This is a genomic window from Bacillota bacterium, assembly GCA_023511455.1.
Taxonomy (GTDB): Bacteria; Armatimonadota; HRBIN16; order HRBIN16; family HRBIN16; genus HRBIN16.
Map to the genome: position 1 here is coordinate 224,311 of JAIMBJ010000001.1, position 12,583 is coordinate 236,893.

Here is a 12,583-nt window from a genome sequence, read left to right on the forward strand (position 1 = left end):
CTGCGTGTCTTGGTGGTTCGTTCCAAGCAAACCATCCGGCGTGGAAGCCGTCTTACTCGTTGCGAAGCATCAGCAGACCATATTCGATGCTGTCCACCAGCGCGTGCCACGAGGCTTCGATGATGTTGGTAGAAACGCCAGTCGTACTCCACGTCTGCCCACCATCCTCTGATTCCACAATGACGCGCACTTTGGCGGCGGTGCCCTCACGCACGTTCACCACACGCACCTTGTAGTCGGTGAGGCGAATGTGCGCCAGCTCGGGGTAGAACTCCAGCAACGCCTTGCGCAGCGCACCGTCCAGCGCGTGGACGGGTCCGTTACCCTCGGCAACGGTGAGCATCTCCCGTCCATCTACCGCCACTTTGACGGTCGCTTCGGTAACGACTTCGCCTCTATCTCCTCGCTTCTCGACGATGACTCGAAAGCCTTTCAACTCGAACAGCTTCCGGTACCTGCCCGTCTGCTGCAACAGCATCAGCTCAAAGGAAGCCTCTGCTGCCTCGAACGAGTAGCCCTCGTTCTCCATCTGCGCGACTTTCTGCAGCACCCTGCGCACCTCAGGCGTGCTTTTGTCCAGTTGCAAGCCCAGCCGCTGTGCGTGGTGGGCAACCGTTGCCCCTCCCGCCAGCTCCGAGACCAGAATGCGTCGTTCGTTACCGACAGCTGCTGGCGGGATGTGTTCGTACGTGCGCTCGTGCTTCAGCACCGCATCGACGTGTACACCCCCCTTGTGGGCAAACGCACTGCGTCCCACGTAAGGCATTCGATGGTTGTGCGGCATGTTCGCCACTTCATCAATGTATCCTGATAGCGCCGTGAGGTGACGCAGAGAATCGGGTTTCAGGCACTCGTAGCCCATCTTCAGCACCAGCGCAGGGATGATCGAGCACAGGTTGGCGTTGCCAGTGCGCTCGCCATAGCCGTTAATAGTGCCCTGCACGTGCACCGCGCCGTGCAGCACCGCCATCAGGCTGTTCGCGACACCGCATTCGCTGTCGTTGTGCGCATGGATGCCCAGCGGCGCGTGCACATGTGGTTTCACCTCATCCATGATTTGCGCGACTTCGTGCGGCAGGGTTCCGCCGTTGGTGTCGCACAGCACCAGCATATCGGCTCCTGCCTCTTGTGCCGCCTGAAGCGTTTTGATGGCGTACTCGGGGTTGTGTTTGTAGCCGTCGAAAAAGTGCTCCGCGTCGTAGATGACCTGCGGAACACGCTCCTTCAGGAACTTCACCGAGTCGTAAATCATCTCCAGATTCGCCTGCAAAGACACCTTCAGCGCGTGAGTCACGTGCATATCCCAGCTCTTGCCGAAAATGGTGACGACAGGCGTCTCACAGGCGACAAGCGCCTGCAGGTTCTCGTCCTCTTCCGCTTTGAGTTTGGCGCGGCGGGTGCTGCCGAACGCTGCCAGCTTCGCATGTGAGAACTTTAACTTCCGCGCTCGCTGGAAAAACTCGGTGTCTTTCGGGTTGGAGGCGGGCCAGCCTCCCTCGATATAGTCCATGCCGAACTCGTCCAGCCTTTGCGCGATTTTGAGTTTGTCCTCCACAGTGAAGTTGACCCCTTCGCCCTGCGAGCCATCGCGCAGGGTGGTGTCGTAGATTTCAATGCGCTGTTTTTCCATGAATCAGACCTCCTGATAAGAAATGCCGGTTGCAGGTGATAGGATAACCTGTAGCGAAGCTTGTCACGGTGAGTGCAAGATGAACACGGAAATCACTATCGACGGTAACCGCTTCCTGATTAACGGACGCCCCACCTATGCAGGCAGATCCTACAAAGGAATGCCTGTCGAAGGCTTGCTGTTCAACTCGCGCATGGTTCAGGCGATTTTCGACGACGAGTGCGAACAGACACGCAAGCTGTGGGCATATCCCGATACCGGCGTGTGGGACCCTGACCGCAATACCGACGAGTTTTGCAAGATGCTGCCGGCTTACCGTTCGTATGGACTGCTGGCGGTCACCGTTGGGCTGCAAGGAGGGGGTTCGGTGTACACTCCGGAGGTGTACGACCGCTACATCAACTCCGCTTTCACGCCGGAGGGCAAGTTCAAACAGCCTTACTTCGATCGCCTGCTTCGCGTTTTGAAGGCTGCCGACGAGGCGGGTATGGTGGTCATTGTCAACTACTTCTATGTCAAGCACGCCCGCCGTTTCGTTTCCGAGAAAGTCGTATATGACGTGGTGGTGCGCACGACCGAGTGGCTCCTCTCCACCGGCTACCGCAACATTCTGGTGGACGTTGCCAACGAGTCCGCCGAGTGGTGGAACTTCCCCGTTCTGGAGCCGGGCAATATCCACCGGGTGATCGAGATGGTCAAAGGCGTGACCTATCGGGGCAGGAGGTTGCTGGTGGGAAACAGCACCGGTGGAGGTGACCAGATACCCACCGAAGCATGGCTGGAGGCGGAGGACATCACCCTGCCGCACGGCAACGGCTGTATGCCCGACGAACTGCGCCGCAAAATCCAGCGTATCCGCCAGTCCACCGCCTACCGCAAACGTCCGCGCCCCATTGTGGTCAACGAAGACAGCGTTCACCTCGATAACCTCGAAGCCGCGCTGAGTGAATACGCCTCGTGGGGCTTCTACCATCAGGGCTACGGTAGTATGTACAGAGACCGCCGTATGGACTGGACGGTGAAACCCCGCGAACGAGACTTCGCCCAGCTCAGCGGTTTCCAGACCGTTCCGGTGAATTGGTCTATTAACGACGAACATAAGCGTGCCTTTTTCCAGAAGCTCAAAGAGATAACCGGAGGCAGCTCGTGAACGCCTTCGGCATCTTCTGGCAGGTCATCTTTCCTATCTTTTTCATTATCCTTGTGGGCGCGCTGTTAGAACGCGCCCTCACACTGGATATCTCGACTCTGACGCGCATCAACTTCTATGCCTTCGTGCCTGCGCTTGTCTTCGTCAAGATGCTACAGGCAGACCTCAGTCTGCTGACGATGGGAGACATCGCGCTGTTTGTTCTGATGCACAGTGCACTGATGTTCCTCATCGCTCTGCTGCTCTACCGGCACAGCGTGTTTCAGCCCTATCGCAAGGTGCTGTTGCTGGCCTCCATGCTAACCAACGCCGGCAACTATGGTATTCCTTTTGTGTTGCTCGCCTTTGGCGACCGCTACATGAGCGTCGCCACGGTGGTGCTGCTTGTGCAAAACCTGATGACTTTTACCTTCGGCGTGCTGCTGATGGAAAGCGGGCAGCCGCACAGAGTGCACATCCTCCGCGCTGTCGCCCGTTTGCCGGTCATCTACGCGCTGGCTGCCGCTCTGCTGTTCAACGCCTTTTCCATCCAGCTGCCGAAGCCTCTGGCGATACCGCTCGACTACATGGCAGACGCTCTGGTTCCCGTCGCCCTGCTCACACTGGGCACGCAGCTGGGCAGGGGCATCGGGTGACCGTCTGTCGTGCTTGTTTCGCTGCCGGTTGCACTGCGTCTGGTGATTGCGCCCCTGCTCGCGCTGGCGATGCTACCTCTCTTCACCTTTTCCCGGGATGTCGGCGCGGTACTGGTCGCCACTGCCGGGTTACCGATAGCGGTAAACGTCTTTATCCTCAGCGCACAGTATCGCACTCAGGAGGCTTTTGCCTCGCAAATCGTTACCGGGTCCACCTTACTCAGCGCGGTGAGTCAATCGGTATGGCTTACCCTCTTGCGCTGACTGCTCACAGCGCGGATTCGCCTCGTTCGCCTGTGCGGATGCGGATGACCTCCTCCACCTCCGAGACAAAAATCTTGCCATCGCCGATTTCTCCTGTGCGTGCGGCTTCGGCAATCACCTGCACGACCTCCTCCGCGCGGTCATCCGGCACGACCACCTCCAGCTTCAGCTTGGGCAGAAAGTTAATGGTATAGGTATTGCCCCGATACTTTTCCGTGCGACCTCGCTGGCGTCCATAGCCGCGCACGTCGGTCACCGTCAGTCCGGTGATGCCGATTTCCTCTAAAGCCTCTTTGACTTCGTCGATCTTGATGGGTCGGATGATGCACTCCACTTTTTTCATCGCCCGTCGCCTCACAGGTGTTGTAGCACCGCATCGGTCATCTCCATTGTACCCACTTTGCGACACCCCTCCTGCCAGATGTCGGGGGTGCGATAGCCTTCGCGCAGGGCAGCGTCCACTGCCTTTTCAATATCGGTCGCTGCTGCCTCCATACCGAAGCTGTATCTCAGCATCATCGCTGTGGAAAGGATGGTCGCCAGCGGGTTGGCAATGCCCTGTCCGGCAATGTCCGGGGCGGAGCCGTGTACCGGCTCGTACAGCCCAAATGTGCCCTCGCCGAGGCTGGCGGAGGGTAACATTCCTAGACTGCCAGTGAGCATCGCCGCCTCGTCGCTCAGGATATCGCCAAACATGTTCTCGGTAAGTATCACGTCGAACTGGCGCGGGTTGCGTATCAGCTGCATGGCGGCGTTGTCCACCAGCACGTGTTGCAGTTCCACATCGGGATACTGCCCGGCAACGCGCGTGACCACCTCGCGCCACAGGCGCGAAGTCTCCAGCACGTTCGCCTTGTCCACCGACGCCACTTTTTTGCATCGCCCCTGTGCCGCGCGGAAGGCAACATGCGCAATGCGTTCCACCTCCGCTTCGGTGTAGATACAGGTGTCTACGGCGGTGCGCCCCCTATCGCGCCGCTCCTTCGGTTGACCAAAGTAGATGCCTCCGGTCAGTTCGCGTACCACCAGAATATCCAGCCCTTCGCCCAGTACTTCCGGCTTGAGCGGGGACGCACCGGCGAGCGGGGAAAACAGCAGGGCAGGGCGCAGATTCGCAAACAACCCGAGCTCTTTGCGCAACGGGAGCAACGCGCCTGCTTCCGGGCGCAGGGCAGGGGGCAGGTTATCCCACTTGGGTCCGCCCACTGCACCGAACAGTACCGCGTCGGATTGCCTGCACAGCTCCAATGTCTCCGCAGGCAGGGGATGTCCGGTGGCGTCGTAGGCTGCGCCTCCCACGAGGGCTTGGTAGTATTCCAGATGCATGTTGTAACGCTCGGCGATGCGGTCAAGCACGCGTATGGCCTGCGAGATGATTTCGGGACCGATGCCGTCGCCGGGCAGTACCGCTATCTTCTTGCGCACTGGGCAAACCTCCTGACGTTCTTATGTTGCGGAAGTGGTGTGGAAAGAGATAGATTCGGTCGGCGTTCTGCCTCATGGTGACGCGAAAACAGCGCGGCAGAAACCTCGCCCTCCAGCGGGCTGTCATCGCGAATCACGGAATTGGTGAGCGTTCTCTTACGCAGGGGTGGAATTATGGATGGATACATCTCCTGCCAGCGGCACGGGGTATCCAATATCAACCTCCGTGTCGGCTTCCTCGGCGGAGAGCCAGTTGCAGGGCAGAAGGAGACGCGGTCGCGTGCGCGGTATTCTCACCGGCACGAAACCGCATCTCAGACTCTGGTTTGTTTGTTTTGGCATGTCCATCTGTAATTACTGCGTTTCCTCCGGCATGTATTCGCGCGCTATTGCGACCTCATCGTATTCCGGCATCCTGTCGGTGCGTGCGATATGCGAAGCCATCTCGCGCAGGTCGAAGTAGTTGCGCCCGACCACGTTGCGCAGTTCGCGCGCGGTCATATCGGGATGAGCAACCACCGCTATCCGCTTGCCCTTACAGCGCAACAGTTCCAGTGCGCGCTCGAAGTCGCCGTCTCCGCTCATCAGCACGCACATGTCAAACAGGTTGACGGTGTTGAACATGTCGATAACCAGCTCGACGTCCAGATTAGCCTTCTCTACAATCTCACCGGTTGCGTCGTCAATCACCTGTTTAATGTTCTTGGTGCGCACAATGTAGCCGGAATACATCAGATACTCATGGAACCGAATATCCCGAGCCAGGGTCGCGCTGTCCGCGCCAGTATAATAGTATGCCTCACTAATCACGTTGTTTTGTGCTGGACCGAAGAAGTGCAGCACCTTCCGAAAATCGATGAACCAGCCCAACCGTTTCTGGGCGTAATACATATTCGCCCCATCCACAAAGATGCTCACGCGAAGGGGCGGCTGACGTATCAGAATGCCCCGTTCGTACCTCCACGTGTCGCGTGAGTACATAGCGCCTCCTTTCAATGTGCGTTTTAGATTGTTTTTCCTTTATACATCGCCTCCACGTGTTCCTGCATGAACGGGCGAACTCCGGGAAAGGAGGTTCTTTTTTCGTTTTGCGGTTGCTCCAGGCTTTGCTGGATGGACTCGCGCGCGCGTTGCAGGCGTTCACGGGTGCGTCTGCGTTGTTCCTCGCGCTCAGGAAACGCCAACCCCCTCGCCATCCCGATAGTCAGCGACAACAGGGCGTAGACAAGCCAGAGATTCCCGTAGAACAGGGAACCCTCCACCCACAACGGCAAGGGGATGAGCAGGCTGAACAGGTATAGCGTGGTCATCCAGCGCGTCCATTCGGCACGCAGGGAGAACCCCAGCCGATTGGCGATGCCGTGCCCCAGCAAGCCGCCCACAAAAAACAGCCCTATGGACGGCAGGTACACCTGAAGCATTCCCAAAGCTGTTTGCCAGTGGTTCATGTCACACGTGTTCCAGCTCTTCGGCCATGGCGGTGCGTCGCCCGCCCGACCGCTTGTCCAGGAGCTTATTCAATGCCTGTACGTACGCCTTCGCGCTGGCAACCACGATATCGGTGGCGGAGCCTCTGCCGGTAAACACATCGCCTTCCTGCCCCCGAACGCGCACCGTTACCTCTGCCATGGCATCGATGCCTTCTGTGACAGCCTGCATGGTGAATTCGAGCAGCTCGTTGGGTGCCTGCACGATATTATTAATCGCGCTGTAGGCAGCGTCAACGGGCCCCGTGCCAGTGGCGGTTGCGGTACGCTCTTCGCCGTTGGCGTGACGCAGCTTCACCGTAGCGGTGGGCACTATCTTGTCGCCTGCCAGTGCCTGCACGTGCACCAGCTCATAGGTTTGCACCACCGTAGAAGCGGCGTCGGCAACCAGAGCCTCCAAATCCTCGTCGTACACCTGCTTTTTCTTGTCTGCCAGTTCGAGGAACTTTTCGTAGATGCGCTCGAATTGCTCGTTTTCCAGACGGTAGCCGAGCTCTTCCAGCCGGTGGCGTACACCATGCCTTCCGCTTCGTGCGGTGAGGATAATCTTGCTTTCGGTAATGCCAACCGTGCGCGGATCGATAATCTCGTAGGTGGTACGCTCCTTCAGCACGCCGTCCTGATGGATGCCTGACGAGTGCGCAAAGGCGTTCGCGCCCACGATGGCTTTGTTCGGCGGCACCAGAATGCCCGTCAGGGTGCTGACCAGGCGGCTGGTCTTGTAGATTTCGGTGGTGTTGATGCCCGTGTACATGTCTTTGAACACGTCCTTGCGGGTGTGTATCGCCATGACCACCTCTTCCAGCGAGGTATTACCCGCGCGCTCGCCGATGCCGTTGATGGTGACTTCTACCTGTCGCGCACCGTTCAGCACTCCAGCCAGCGTATTGGCGGTTGCCATGCCTAAATCGTCGTGGCAGTGTACCGAGACGATGGCTTTGTCGATGTTGGGCACGTTGTTCATAATGCCGCGAATGAGCGCACCGAACTCCTCGGGCACGGTATAGCCTGTGGTGTCGGGCACGTTAATCACGGTGGCTCCCGCGTCGATAACGGCTTCAATCACGCGGTAGATGTATTCGGGGTCAGCACGCCCGGCGTCCTCGAGGAAGTATTCCACCTCGTCCACGAAGCGGCGGGCGAACTTGACCGCGTCCACGCCGCGCTCCAGCGCTTCCTCACGCGACATGCGCAGCTTGTACTTGAGGTGGATATCGGAGACACCGAGACCGGTATGAATGCGCGGGCGTTTGGCGGGCTTCAGCGCCTCTGCAGCGACTTCAATGTCCTTATGCACGGCGCGGGTAAGCCCACACACCGCTGCGTTCTGCACGATTTTGCTGACCTCGTTGACCGCGCGAAAGTCGCCGGGTGAGGAGATGGGGAACCCGGCTTCGATCACGTCCACGCCAAGACGTTCCAGCTGACGGGCTATTTCGATTTTCTCCTCCACGTTCAGCGATGCGCCCGGAGATTGTTCTCCATCGCGCAGGGTGGTGTCAAAGACGTAGATACGTACCCCATCACTGCTCATGATTCATCACCTGTCCTTTTGGGGCTTACAGGCTTATGCTGCACCCCGTTTGTCCCGTTACTTTTGTAAATCTTCCGGTTTTACCGCCGGTTTCTTCAACCATGGCATCATCGCACGCAGCTGCCGCCCTACCTGCTCGATGGGATGGTTCTCGTCAGCGGCGGCGAGGGCACGGAAAACCGGACGGTTTGCCCTGTTCTCCAGAATCCATTCCTTAGCGAATTGTCCGGTCTGAATCTCCTTCAGGATACGTTGCATCTCCTCGCGCACCTGTTCGTTGATGATGCGCGGACCGCGCGTCATGTCGCCATACTGGGCGGTGTCGGAGATGGAGTAGCGCATTCCCGTGATGCCGGATTCGTACATCAGGTCCACAATGAGCTTCAGCTCATGAAGGCACTCAAAATATGCCACCTCGGGCTGATAGCCAGCCGCCACAAGGGTCTCAAAAGCCGCCTTCACCAGTGCAGTGGTTCCACCGCACAACACCACCTGTTCGCCAAACAGGTCGGTTTCGGTCTCTTCCTTAAAGGTGGTCTCAATGACGCCCGCACGGGTGCCTCCCAGAGCTTTGGCGTAGGCGAGGGCAAGGTCGCGTGCCTTGCCGGTGGCATCCTGATATACAGCAATCAGGCACGGCGTTCCGACGCCTTCCGTGTACATTCTGCGCACCAGATGTCCCGGTCCCTTTGGGGCGACCATAAACACATCCACTGTCTTCGGCGGGATAATCTGGTGGAAGTGGATGTTGAAACCGTGCGCGAAAGCAAGCGCGCTGCCCTCTTTCAGGTTCGGGGCGATTTTGCTCTCGTACAGCGCGGCTTGAAACTCGTCATTGACCAGTATCATGATAATATCGGCGCGGCGGGTGGCTTCGTCCACCTCGTACACATCAAAACCGTCCTCTTTCGCGCGGTTCCATGACTTTCCCGGGCGCAGCCCCACAATCACTTTCACACCGCTGTCGCGCAGGTTCTGCGCGTGTGCATGACCCTGACTTCCGTATCCCACAACCGCAATCGTTTTGTCCTGCAAGATGCTCAGGTCTGCGTCTGCATCATAATACACCCGTGCCATCTTACTCCTCCTCGCATGTCTCTTCTTGAACTTGTTGGTGCTTATTTGCCGAAGTCAACTGGCGCAGAGCCAGCATCGCTACTCCGACGCCTACAGGCAGCCACCAGCGACGTTTGAGCATCCGGAATACCTTCGTTCCTATCCACAGCACCGTCGCACCTGCTAATAGACTACCTGTTGGAGTGGTCTGCAGATGGATGTCCAACTCCGAGGTGCCATCAGTGTTGCGGCGTTTGACCACCACCCGCACCAGCTCCATAGGATACCTCCCTTCGTTTTGCGCGGAGCGCCGCCAGAAAACCTGCGATCGCACCCAGCACCACAAACAACGCCAGGTTCACCAGCAGGTTGCGCACTGTATCCAGCCCCAGCCGGTCGGTAATGGCATTGTAGATACGCCAGAGTATCCAGTTGGCGGTGAGGAGCAATCCCCACAGCAAACCGGTGAGAGCGCGCCTGCTCTTTGCCCATGCGATGCCTGCCCCAAGCAAGGGACCGGCTATCGCCAGCGCAAGGAACAGCGTATCCACCTGCTTCGCTGTGATTATCTCCTGCACCGCCAGGCCTCCTTCATGCGGTCTTGGTGCCCCGTGCCATCGCAATGACGCCGGTACGAGCCATTTCCCGAATGCCGTACGGCGCCATCAAACGGGCAAAGGCATCGATCTTTTCCGGCCCGCCCGTCAGCTCGATAAGGAATGTCTTCTCGCTGACGTCGATGACGCGACCGCGAAACACCTCCGCCAGTTGCAGTATCTCCGAGCGGTCCTTCGGCTCGGCGTTTACTTTGATGAGCGCGAGCTCGCGTTCCACCGCCGTGTGCTCCACATAGTCTACCACCCGGATGACCTCTATCAGCTTATTGAGCTGCTTGGTAATCTGTTCGAGCACACGGTCGTCGCCTCGCGCCACGATGGTCATCCGCGAGATTTCGGGGTTCTCGGTCACCGAGACTGCCAGCGACTCGATGTTGAACCCGCGTCGCGCGAACAATCCTGCCACCCTTGCCAGCACACCCGGGTGGTTCTGCACCAGCGCGGTTATCGTATGCTGGTGTTCTCTGCCGTTATCCGTTATCCCTGCCATTGCGTCTGCACCCCTTATTGCCTTGCGGGCTGTTCCACGAACCGTTTCAGGATTTCCTCCTGGTCTGCAAACGACCATTGTTCGCCGTCGGTGTCCACCGTTACGCGCAGCTGCTCAAGGTCTTTGCGCAGCATCATCTGCTCGATGCTCTGCCCGGAGGGAATCATCGGGTAGACGTTTTCTTCGGTTGGCACGACGAAGTCGATGACCACCGGCTTATGTTTCTGGCTGAGCGCCTCTCGGAGGGCAGGTTCCACATCTTCCGCGCGGGTCACCTGCATGCCAATAGCCCCGTATGCCTCTGCCAGCTTCACAAAGTCGGGTGAGGCTTGCAGGTCGACATGGCTGTATCGTTCGCTCCAGAACAGTTCCTGCCACTGGCGCACCATGCCCAGCGAGCGGTTGTTGATAATCGCCACCACGATAGGCAGTTCGTACACCACGGCGGTCATCAGCTCCTGCACGGTCATCTGGAAGGAGCCATCGCCGTCGATGCACACCACCTTCTCGTTGGGTAGGGCGAGCTGTACGCCGATGGCGGCTGGCAATCCGAAGCCCATAGTGCCCAGCCCACCAGAGGTGATAAACTGGCGCGGACGCTTGACCTTGTAGTATTGCGCTGCCCACATCTGGTGTTGCCCCACACCGGTGGTCACAATCGCATTGCCCTCCGTGACCCGCCAGATTTCGTCGATAACGTACTCCGCGTGCATCTGCCCGTCTTTGGGGTAGACGAGCGGGAACATTCGCTTCCATTCCATAATCTGGCGGTTCCATTCGGTGGCTGGGCGGGGTTCCACATATTTGAGCAGCTCCCGTAACACCGTCTTGACATCACCGACGATGGGGATGTCGCAGTGCACCACCTTGCCGATTTCCGCCGGGTCAATGTCGATGTGGATGACCTTGGCGTACTTGGCGAACTGGTCCAGCTTGCCGGTGACGCGGTCGTCGAAACGCGCTCCTACCGCAATCAGCAGGTCGCAGTTATGCACGGCGTGGTTGGCGTAGGCAGTGCCATGCATCCCCAGCATACCCAGGCTATTCGGGTGAGTTTCGTCGATGGCGCCTTTGCCCATCAGGGTGGTGGTCACCAGAATGTTGGTTCGCTCGGAAAGCTCGGTTATCTCCGCCTGTGCTCCCGATTGCACCGCACCACCGCCTACATACAGCACCGGGCGTTTCGCCTCTTTAATCGCCTGAGCGGCTTTGCGAATCTGCATTTCGTGTCCCCTGTACGTCGGGCGGTAGGAGGGAATATCCGGGTTCTTCTGATATGAAGACGGGTCCCACTCTATCTTGCCAAGGCTGACGTCCAGAGGGATGTCTACAAGCACAGGGCCGGGGCGCCCCGATCGCGCGATATAAAAGGCTTCGGCAATGACGCGCGGAATGTCTTCCGTGCGCCGCAGCAGATAGTTGTGTTTGGTAATCGGCATGGAGATGCCGATGGCATCGGTTTCCTGAAAAGCGTCTTTGCCGATGTAGGTGGTACGCACCTGCCCGGTGAGCGCGACCATGGGGATGGAATCCATTTGGGCGGTGGCGATTCCGGTGATGAGGTTGGTGGCTCCAGGACCGCTGGTGACCAGACATACGCCCACTTTGCCGGTAGCGCGCGCATAACCATCTGCCATGTGCGCTGCTCCCTGCTCATGGCGTACCAGGATGTGTTGAATGTCCCGGTAGTCGTACAGCGCGTCGTAGATGGGCAAGACCGCGCCGCCCGGGTAGCCGAAAATGTGCTCCACGCCTTCCTGTCGCAGACATTCCAGCAGGATTTGTGCTCCAGACCATTTTGCCATGTTGAATACGACCTCCCTCTGTGTAGCCTTGATATTACAAAAGCCTCTCATCCCTCAAGGGACGAGAGGCTTTATGACCTCACGCGGTACCACCCTTGTTGCTCGCGCCGGAGGGCGGGTACAGTAAACCGTTAACGGCTGCGCGAGCCACTCTTGCGCGATATCGGGCGCACCCGGAGAGACTTACTTGCAAGATGCCTCCTCTTTCAGCCTCTCTGCTCCGAGGCGAGTTTCGGCAGGGGCGTCTACTGCCTCGCACCCACCGGCAGCTCTCTGTAAGTCCGCCGTCTGCCTACTACTCCTCTTCATCGCGTTCCCGATATGAACTTGTCGATAGGATTGCTCTGATTGGTGCATAATTTATACCATACATGCTGCCGGTTTGTCAAGGTTTGGCGAGGCGCGAACATGAATAGAAGTGAAAAACCTTGTTAGCATTTCGTTAAGCGTTTATCCCAGGGTATGGGCTTTGGAGGAACCGCGTAGCGAT

The 12,583-nt window shown here is 58.4% G+C and carries 14 protein-coding genes and 1 other annotated feature; of the genes, 3 read left to right on the top strand and 11 right to left on the bottom strand.

Features of this window, described 5'->3' with window-relative positions; genetic code table 11:
* Nucleotides 1–52 precede the first annotated feature (52 nt).
* A complete protein-coding gene (gene cimA, locus K6U75_00930) occupies nucleotides 53–1,630 on the bottom strand; it encodes a citramalate synthase (GenBank protein ID MCL6473605.1) in 1,578 nt (525 codons plus the stop codon).
* Nucleotides 1,631–1,709: 79 nt separating this feature from the next.
* Between cimA and K6U75_00935 the strand changes: the two genes are divergently transcribed.
* From K6U75_00935 to K6U75_00945, 3 genes are read left to right on the top strand one after another with little or no spacing between them, the layout of a single operon-like run.
* On the top strand, nucleotides 1,710–2,780 hold the full coding sequence (locus tag K6U75_00935; GenBank protein ID MCL6473606.1) for a hypothetical protein: 1,071 nt from the start codon (nucleotides 1,710–1,712) through the stop codon (nucleotides 2,778–2,780).
* Nucleotides 2,777–3,415, top strand: coding sequence for an AEC family transporter (locus K6U75_00940; GenBank protein ID MCL6473607.1), 639 nt, complete (start codon nucleotides 2,777–2,779; stop codon nucleotides 3,413–3,415). The genes K6U75_00935 and K6U75_00940 overlap by 4 nt, the downstream gene beginning before the upstream one ends.
* 9 nt (nucleotides 3,416–3,424) lie before the next feature.
* Complete coding sequence (locus K6U75_00945; protein ID MCL6473608.1) at nucleotides 3,425–3,679, top strand: hypothetical protein; 255 nt, start codon at nucleotides 3,425–3,427, stop codon at nucleotides 3,677–3,679.
* Between the two features lie 4 nt (nucleotides 3,680–3,683).
* Here K6U75_00945 and K6U75_00950 read toward each other — a convergent pair whose 3' ends face one another.
* The 10 genes from K6U75_00950 to ilvB all read right to left on the bottom strand — a co-directional run bounded on the left by K6U75_00950 (nucleotide 3,684) and on the right by ilvB (nucleotide 12,093).
* Nucleotides 3,684–4,022, bottom strand: a complete 339-nt coding sequence (locus tag K6U75_00950) for a P-II family nitrogen regulator (protein ID MCL6473609.1) — start codon at nucleotides 4,020–4,022, stop codon at nucleotides 3,684–3,686.
* Between the two features lie 11 nt (nucleotides 4,023–4,033).
* On the bottom strand, nucleotides 4,034–5,104 hold the full coding sequence (gene leuB, locus K6U75_00955) for a 3-isopropylmalate dehydrogenase (protein ID MCL6473610.1): 1,071 nt from the start codon (nucleotides 5,102–5,104) through the stop codon (nucleotides 4,034–4,036).
* 354 nt (nucleotides 5,105–5,458) lie between these two features.
* Nucleotides 5,459–6,085: an NYN domain-containing protein gene (locus tag K6U75_00960; protein MCL6473611.1), complete on the bottom strand. Its 627-nt coding sequence runs from the start codon at nucleotides 6,083–6,085 to the stop codon at nucleotides 5,459–5,461.
* A gap of 23 nt (nucleotides 6,086–6,108) precedes the next feature.
* Nucleotides 6,109–6,552: a hypothetical protein gene (locus tag K6U75_00965; GenBank protein ID MCL6473612.1), complete on the bottom strand. Its 444-nt coding sequence runs from the start codon at nucleotides 6,550–6,552 to the stop codon at nucleotides 6,109–6,111.
* A 1-nt stretch (nucleotide 6,553) separates the two neighbouring features.
* Nucleotides 6,554–8,125: a 2-isopropylmalate synthase gene (locus K6U75_00970; GenBank protein ID MCL6473613.1), complete on the bottom strand. Its 1,572-nt coding sequence runs from the start codon at nucleotides 8,123–8,125 to the stop codon at nucleotides 6,554–6,556.
* A gap of 57 nt (nucleotides 8,126–8,182) precedes the next feature.
* Nucleotides 8,183–9,202: a ketol-acid reductoisomerase gene (gene ilvC, locus K6U75_00975; protein MCL6473614.1), complete on the bottom strand. Its 1,020-nt coding sequence runs from the start codon at nucleotides 9,200–9,202 to the stop codon at nucleotides 8,183–8,185.
* Nucleotide 9,203: 1 nt separating this feature from the next.
* Nucleotides 9,204–9,461: a hypothetical protein gene (locus tag K6U75_00980; protein MCL6473615.1), complete on the bottom strand. Its 258-nt coding sequence runs from the start codon at nucleotides 9,459–9,461 to the stop codon at nucleotides 9,204–9,206.
* The gene (locus K6U75_00985) at nucleotides 9,421–9,759 is read right to left on the bottom strand and encodes a hypothetical protein (GenBank protein ID MCL6473616.1); all 339 of its coding nucleotides are present in this window, start codon (nucleotides 9,757–9,759) and stop codon (nucleotides 9,421–9,423) included. The genes K6U75_00980 and K6U75_00985 overlap by 41 nt, the downstream gene beginning before the upstream one ends.
* A gap of 13 nt (nucleotides 9,760–9,772) precedes the next feature.
* Nucleotides 9,773–10,288 (bottom strand): acetolactate synthase small subunit, encoded by a 516-nt coding sequence (gene ilvN / locus K6U75_00990; GenBank protein ID MCL6473617.1) that lies wholly within the window; start codon nucleotides 10,286–10,288, stop codon nucleotides 9,773–9,775.
* A 14-nt stretch (nucleotides 10,289–10,302) separates the two neighbouring features.
* Nucleotides 10,303–12,093: a biosynthetic-type acetolactate synthase large subunit gene (ilvB, locus tag K6U75_00995; protein MCL6473618.1), complete on the bottom strand. Its 1,791-nt coding sequence runs from the start codon at nucleotides 12,091–12,093 to the stop codon at nucleotides 10,303–10,305.
* A gap of 54 nt (nucleotides 12,094–12,147) precedes the next feature.
* Nucleotides 12,148–12,411, bottom strand: a binding site (T-box leader).
* Nucleotides 12,412–12,583 lie beyond the last annotated feature (172 nt).

Bases quoted from the DNA above. Each gene is read 5' to 3' on its own strand.
- ilvC (MCL6473614.1), bottom strand. From the start codon at position 9,202: ATGGCACGGGTGTATTATGATGCAGACGCAGACCTGAGCATCTTGCAG.
- K6U75_00950 (MCL6473609.1), bottom strand. From the start codon at position 4,022: ATGAAAAAAGTGGAGTGCATCATCCGACCCATCAAGATCGACGAAGTC.
- ilvN (MCL6473617.1), bottom strand. From the start codon at position 10,288: ATGGCAGGGATAACGGATAACGGCAGAGAACACCAGCATACGATAACC.
- K6U75_00960 (MCL6473611.1), bottom strand. From the start codon at position 6,085: ATGTACTCACGCGACACGTGGAGGTACGAACGGGGCATTCTGATACGT.
- K6U75_00965 (MCL6473612.1), bottom strand. From the start codon at position 6,552: ATGAACCACTGGCAAACAGCTTTGGGAATGCTTCAGGTGTACCTGCCG.
- K6U75_00935 (MCL6473606.1), top strand. From the start codon at position 1,710: ATGAACACGGAAATCACTATCGACGGTAACCGCTTCCTGATTAACGGA.
- ilvB (MCL6473618.1), bottom strand. From the start codon at position 12,093: ATGGCAAAATGGTCTGGAGCACAAATCCTGCTGGAATGTCTGCGACAG.
- K6U75_00980 (MCL6473615.1), bottom strand. From the start codon at position 9,461: ATGGAGCTGGTGCGGGTGGTGGTCAAACGCCGCAACACTGATGGCACC.
- K6U75_00970 (MCL6473613.1), bottom strand. From the start codon at position 8,125: ATGAGCAGTGATGGGGTACGTATCTACGTCTTTGACACCACCCTGCGC.
- cimA (MCL6473605.1), bottom strand. From the start codon at position 1,630: ATGGAAAAACAGCGCATTGAAATCTACGACACCACCCTGCGCGATGGC.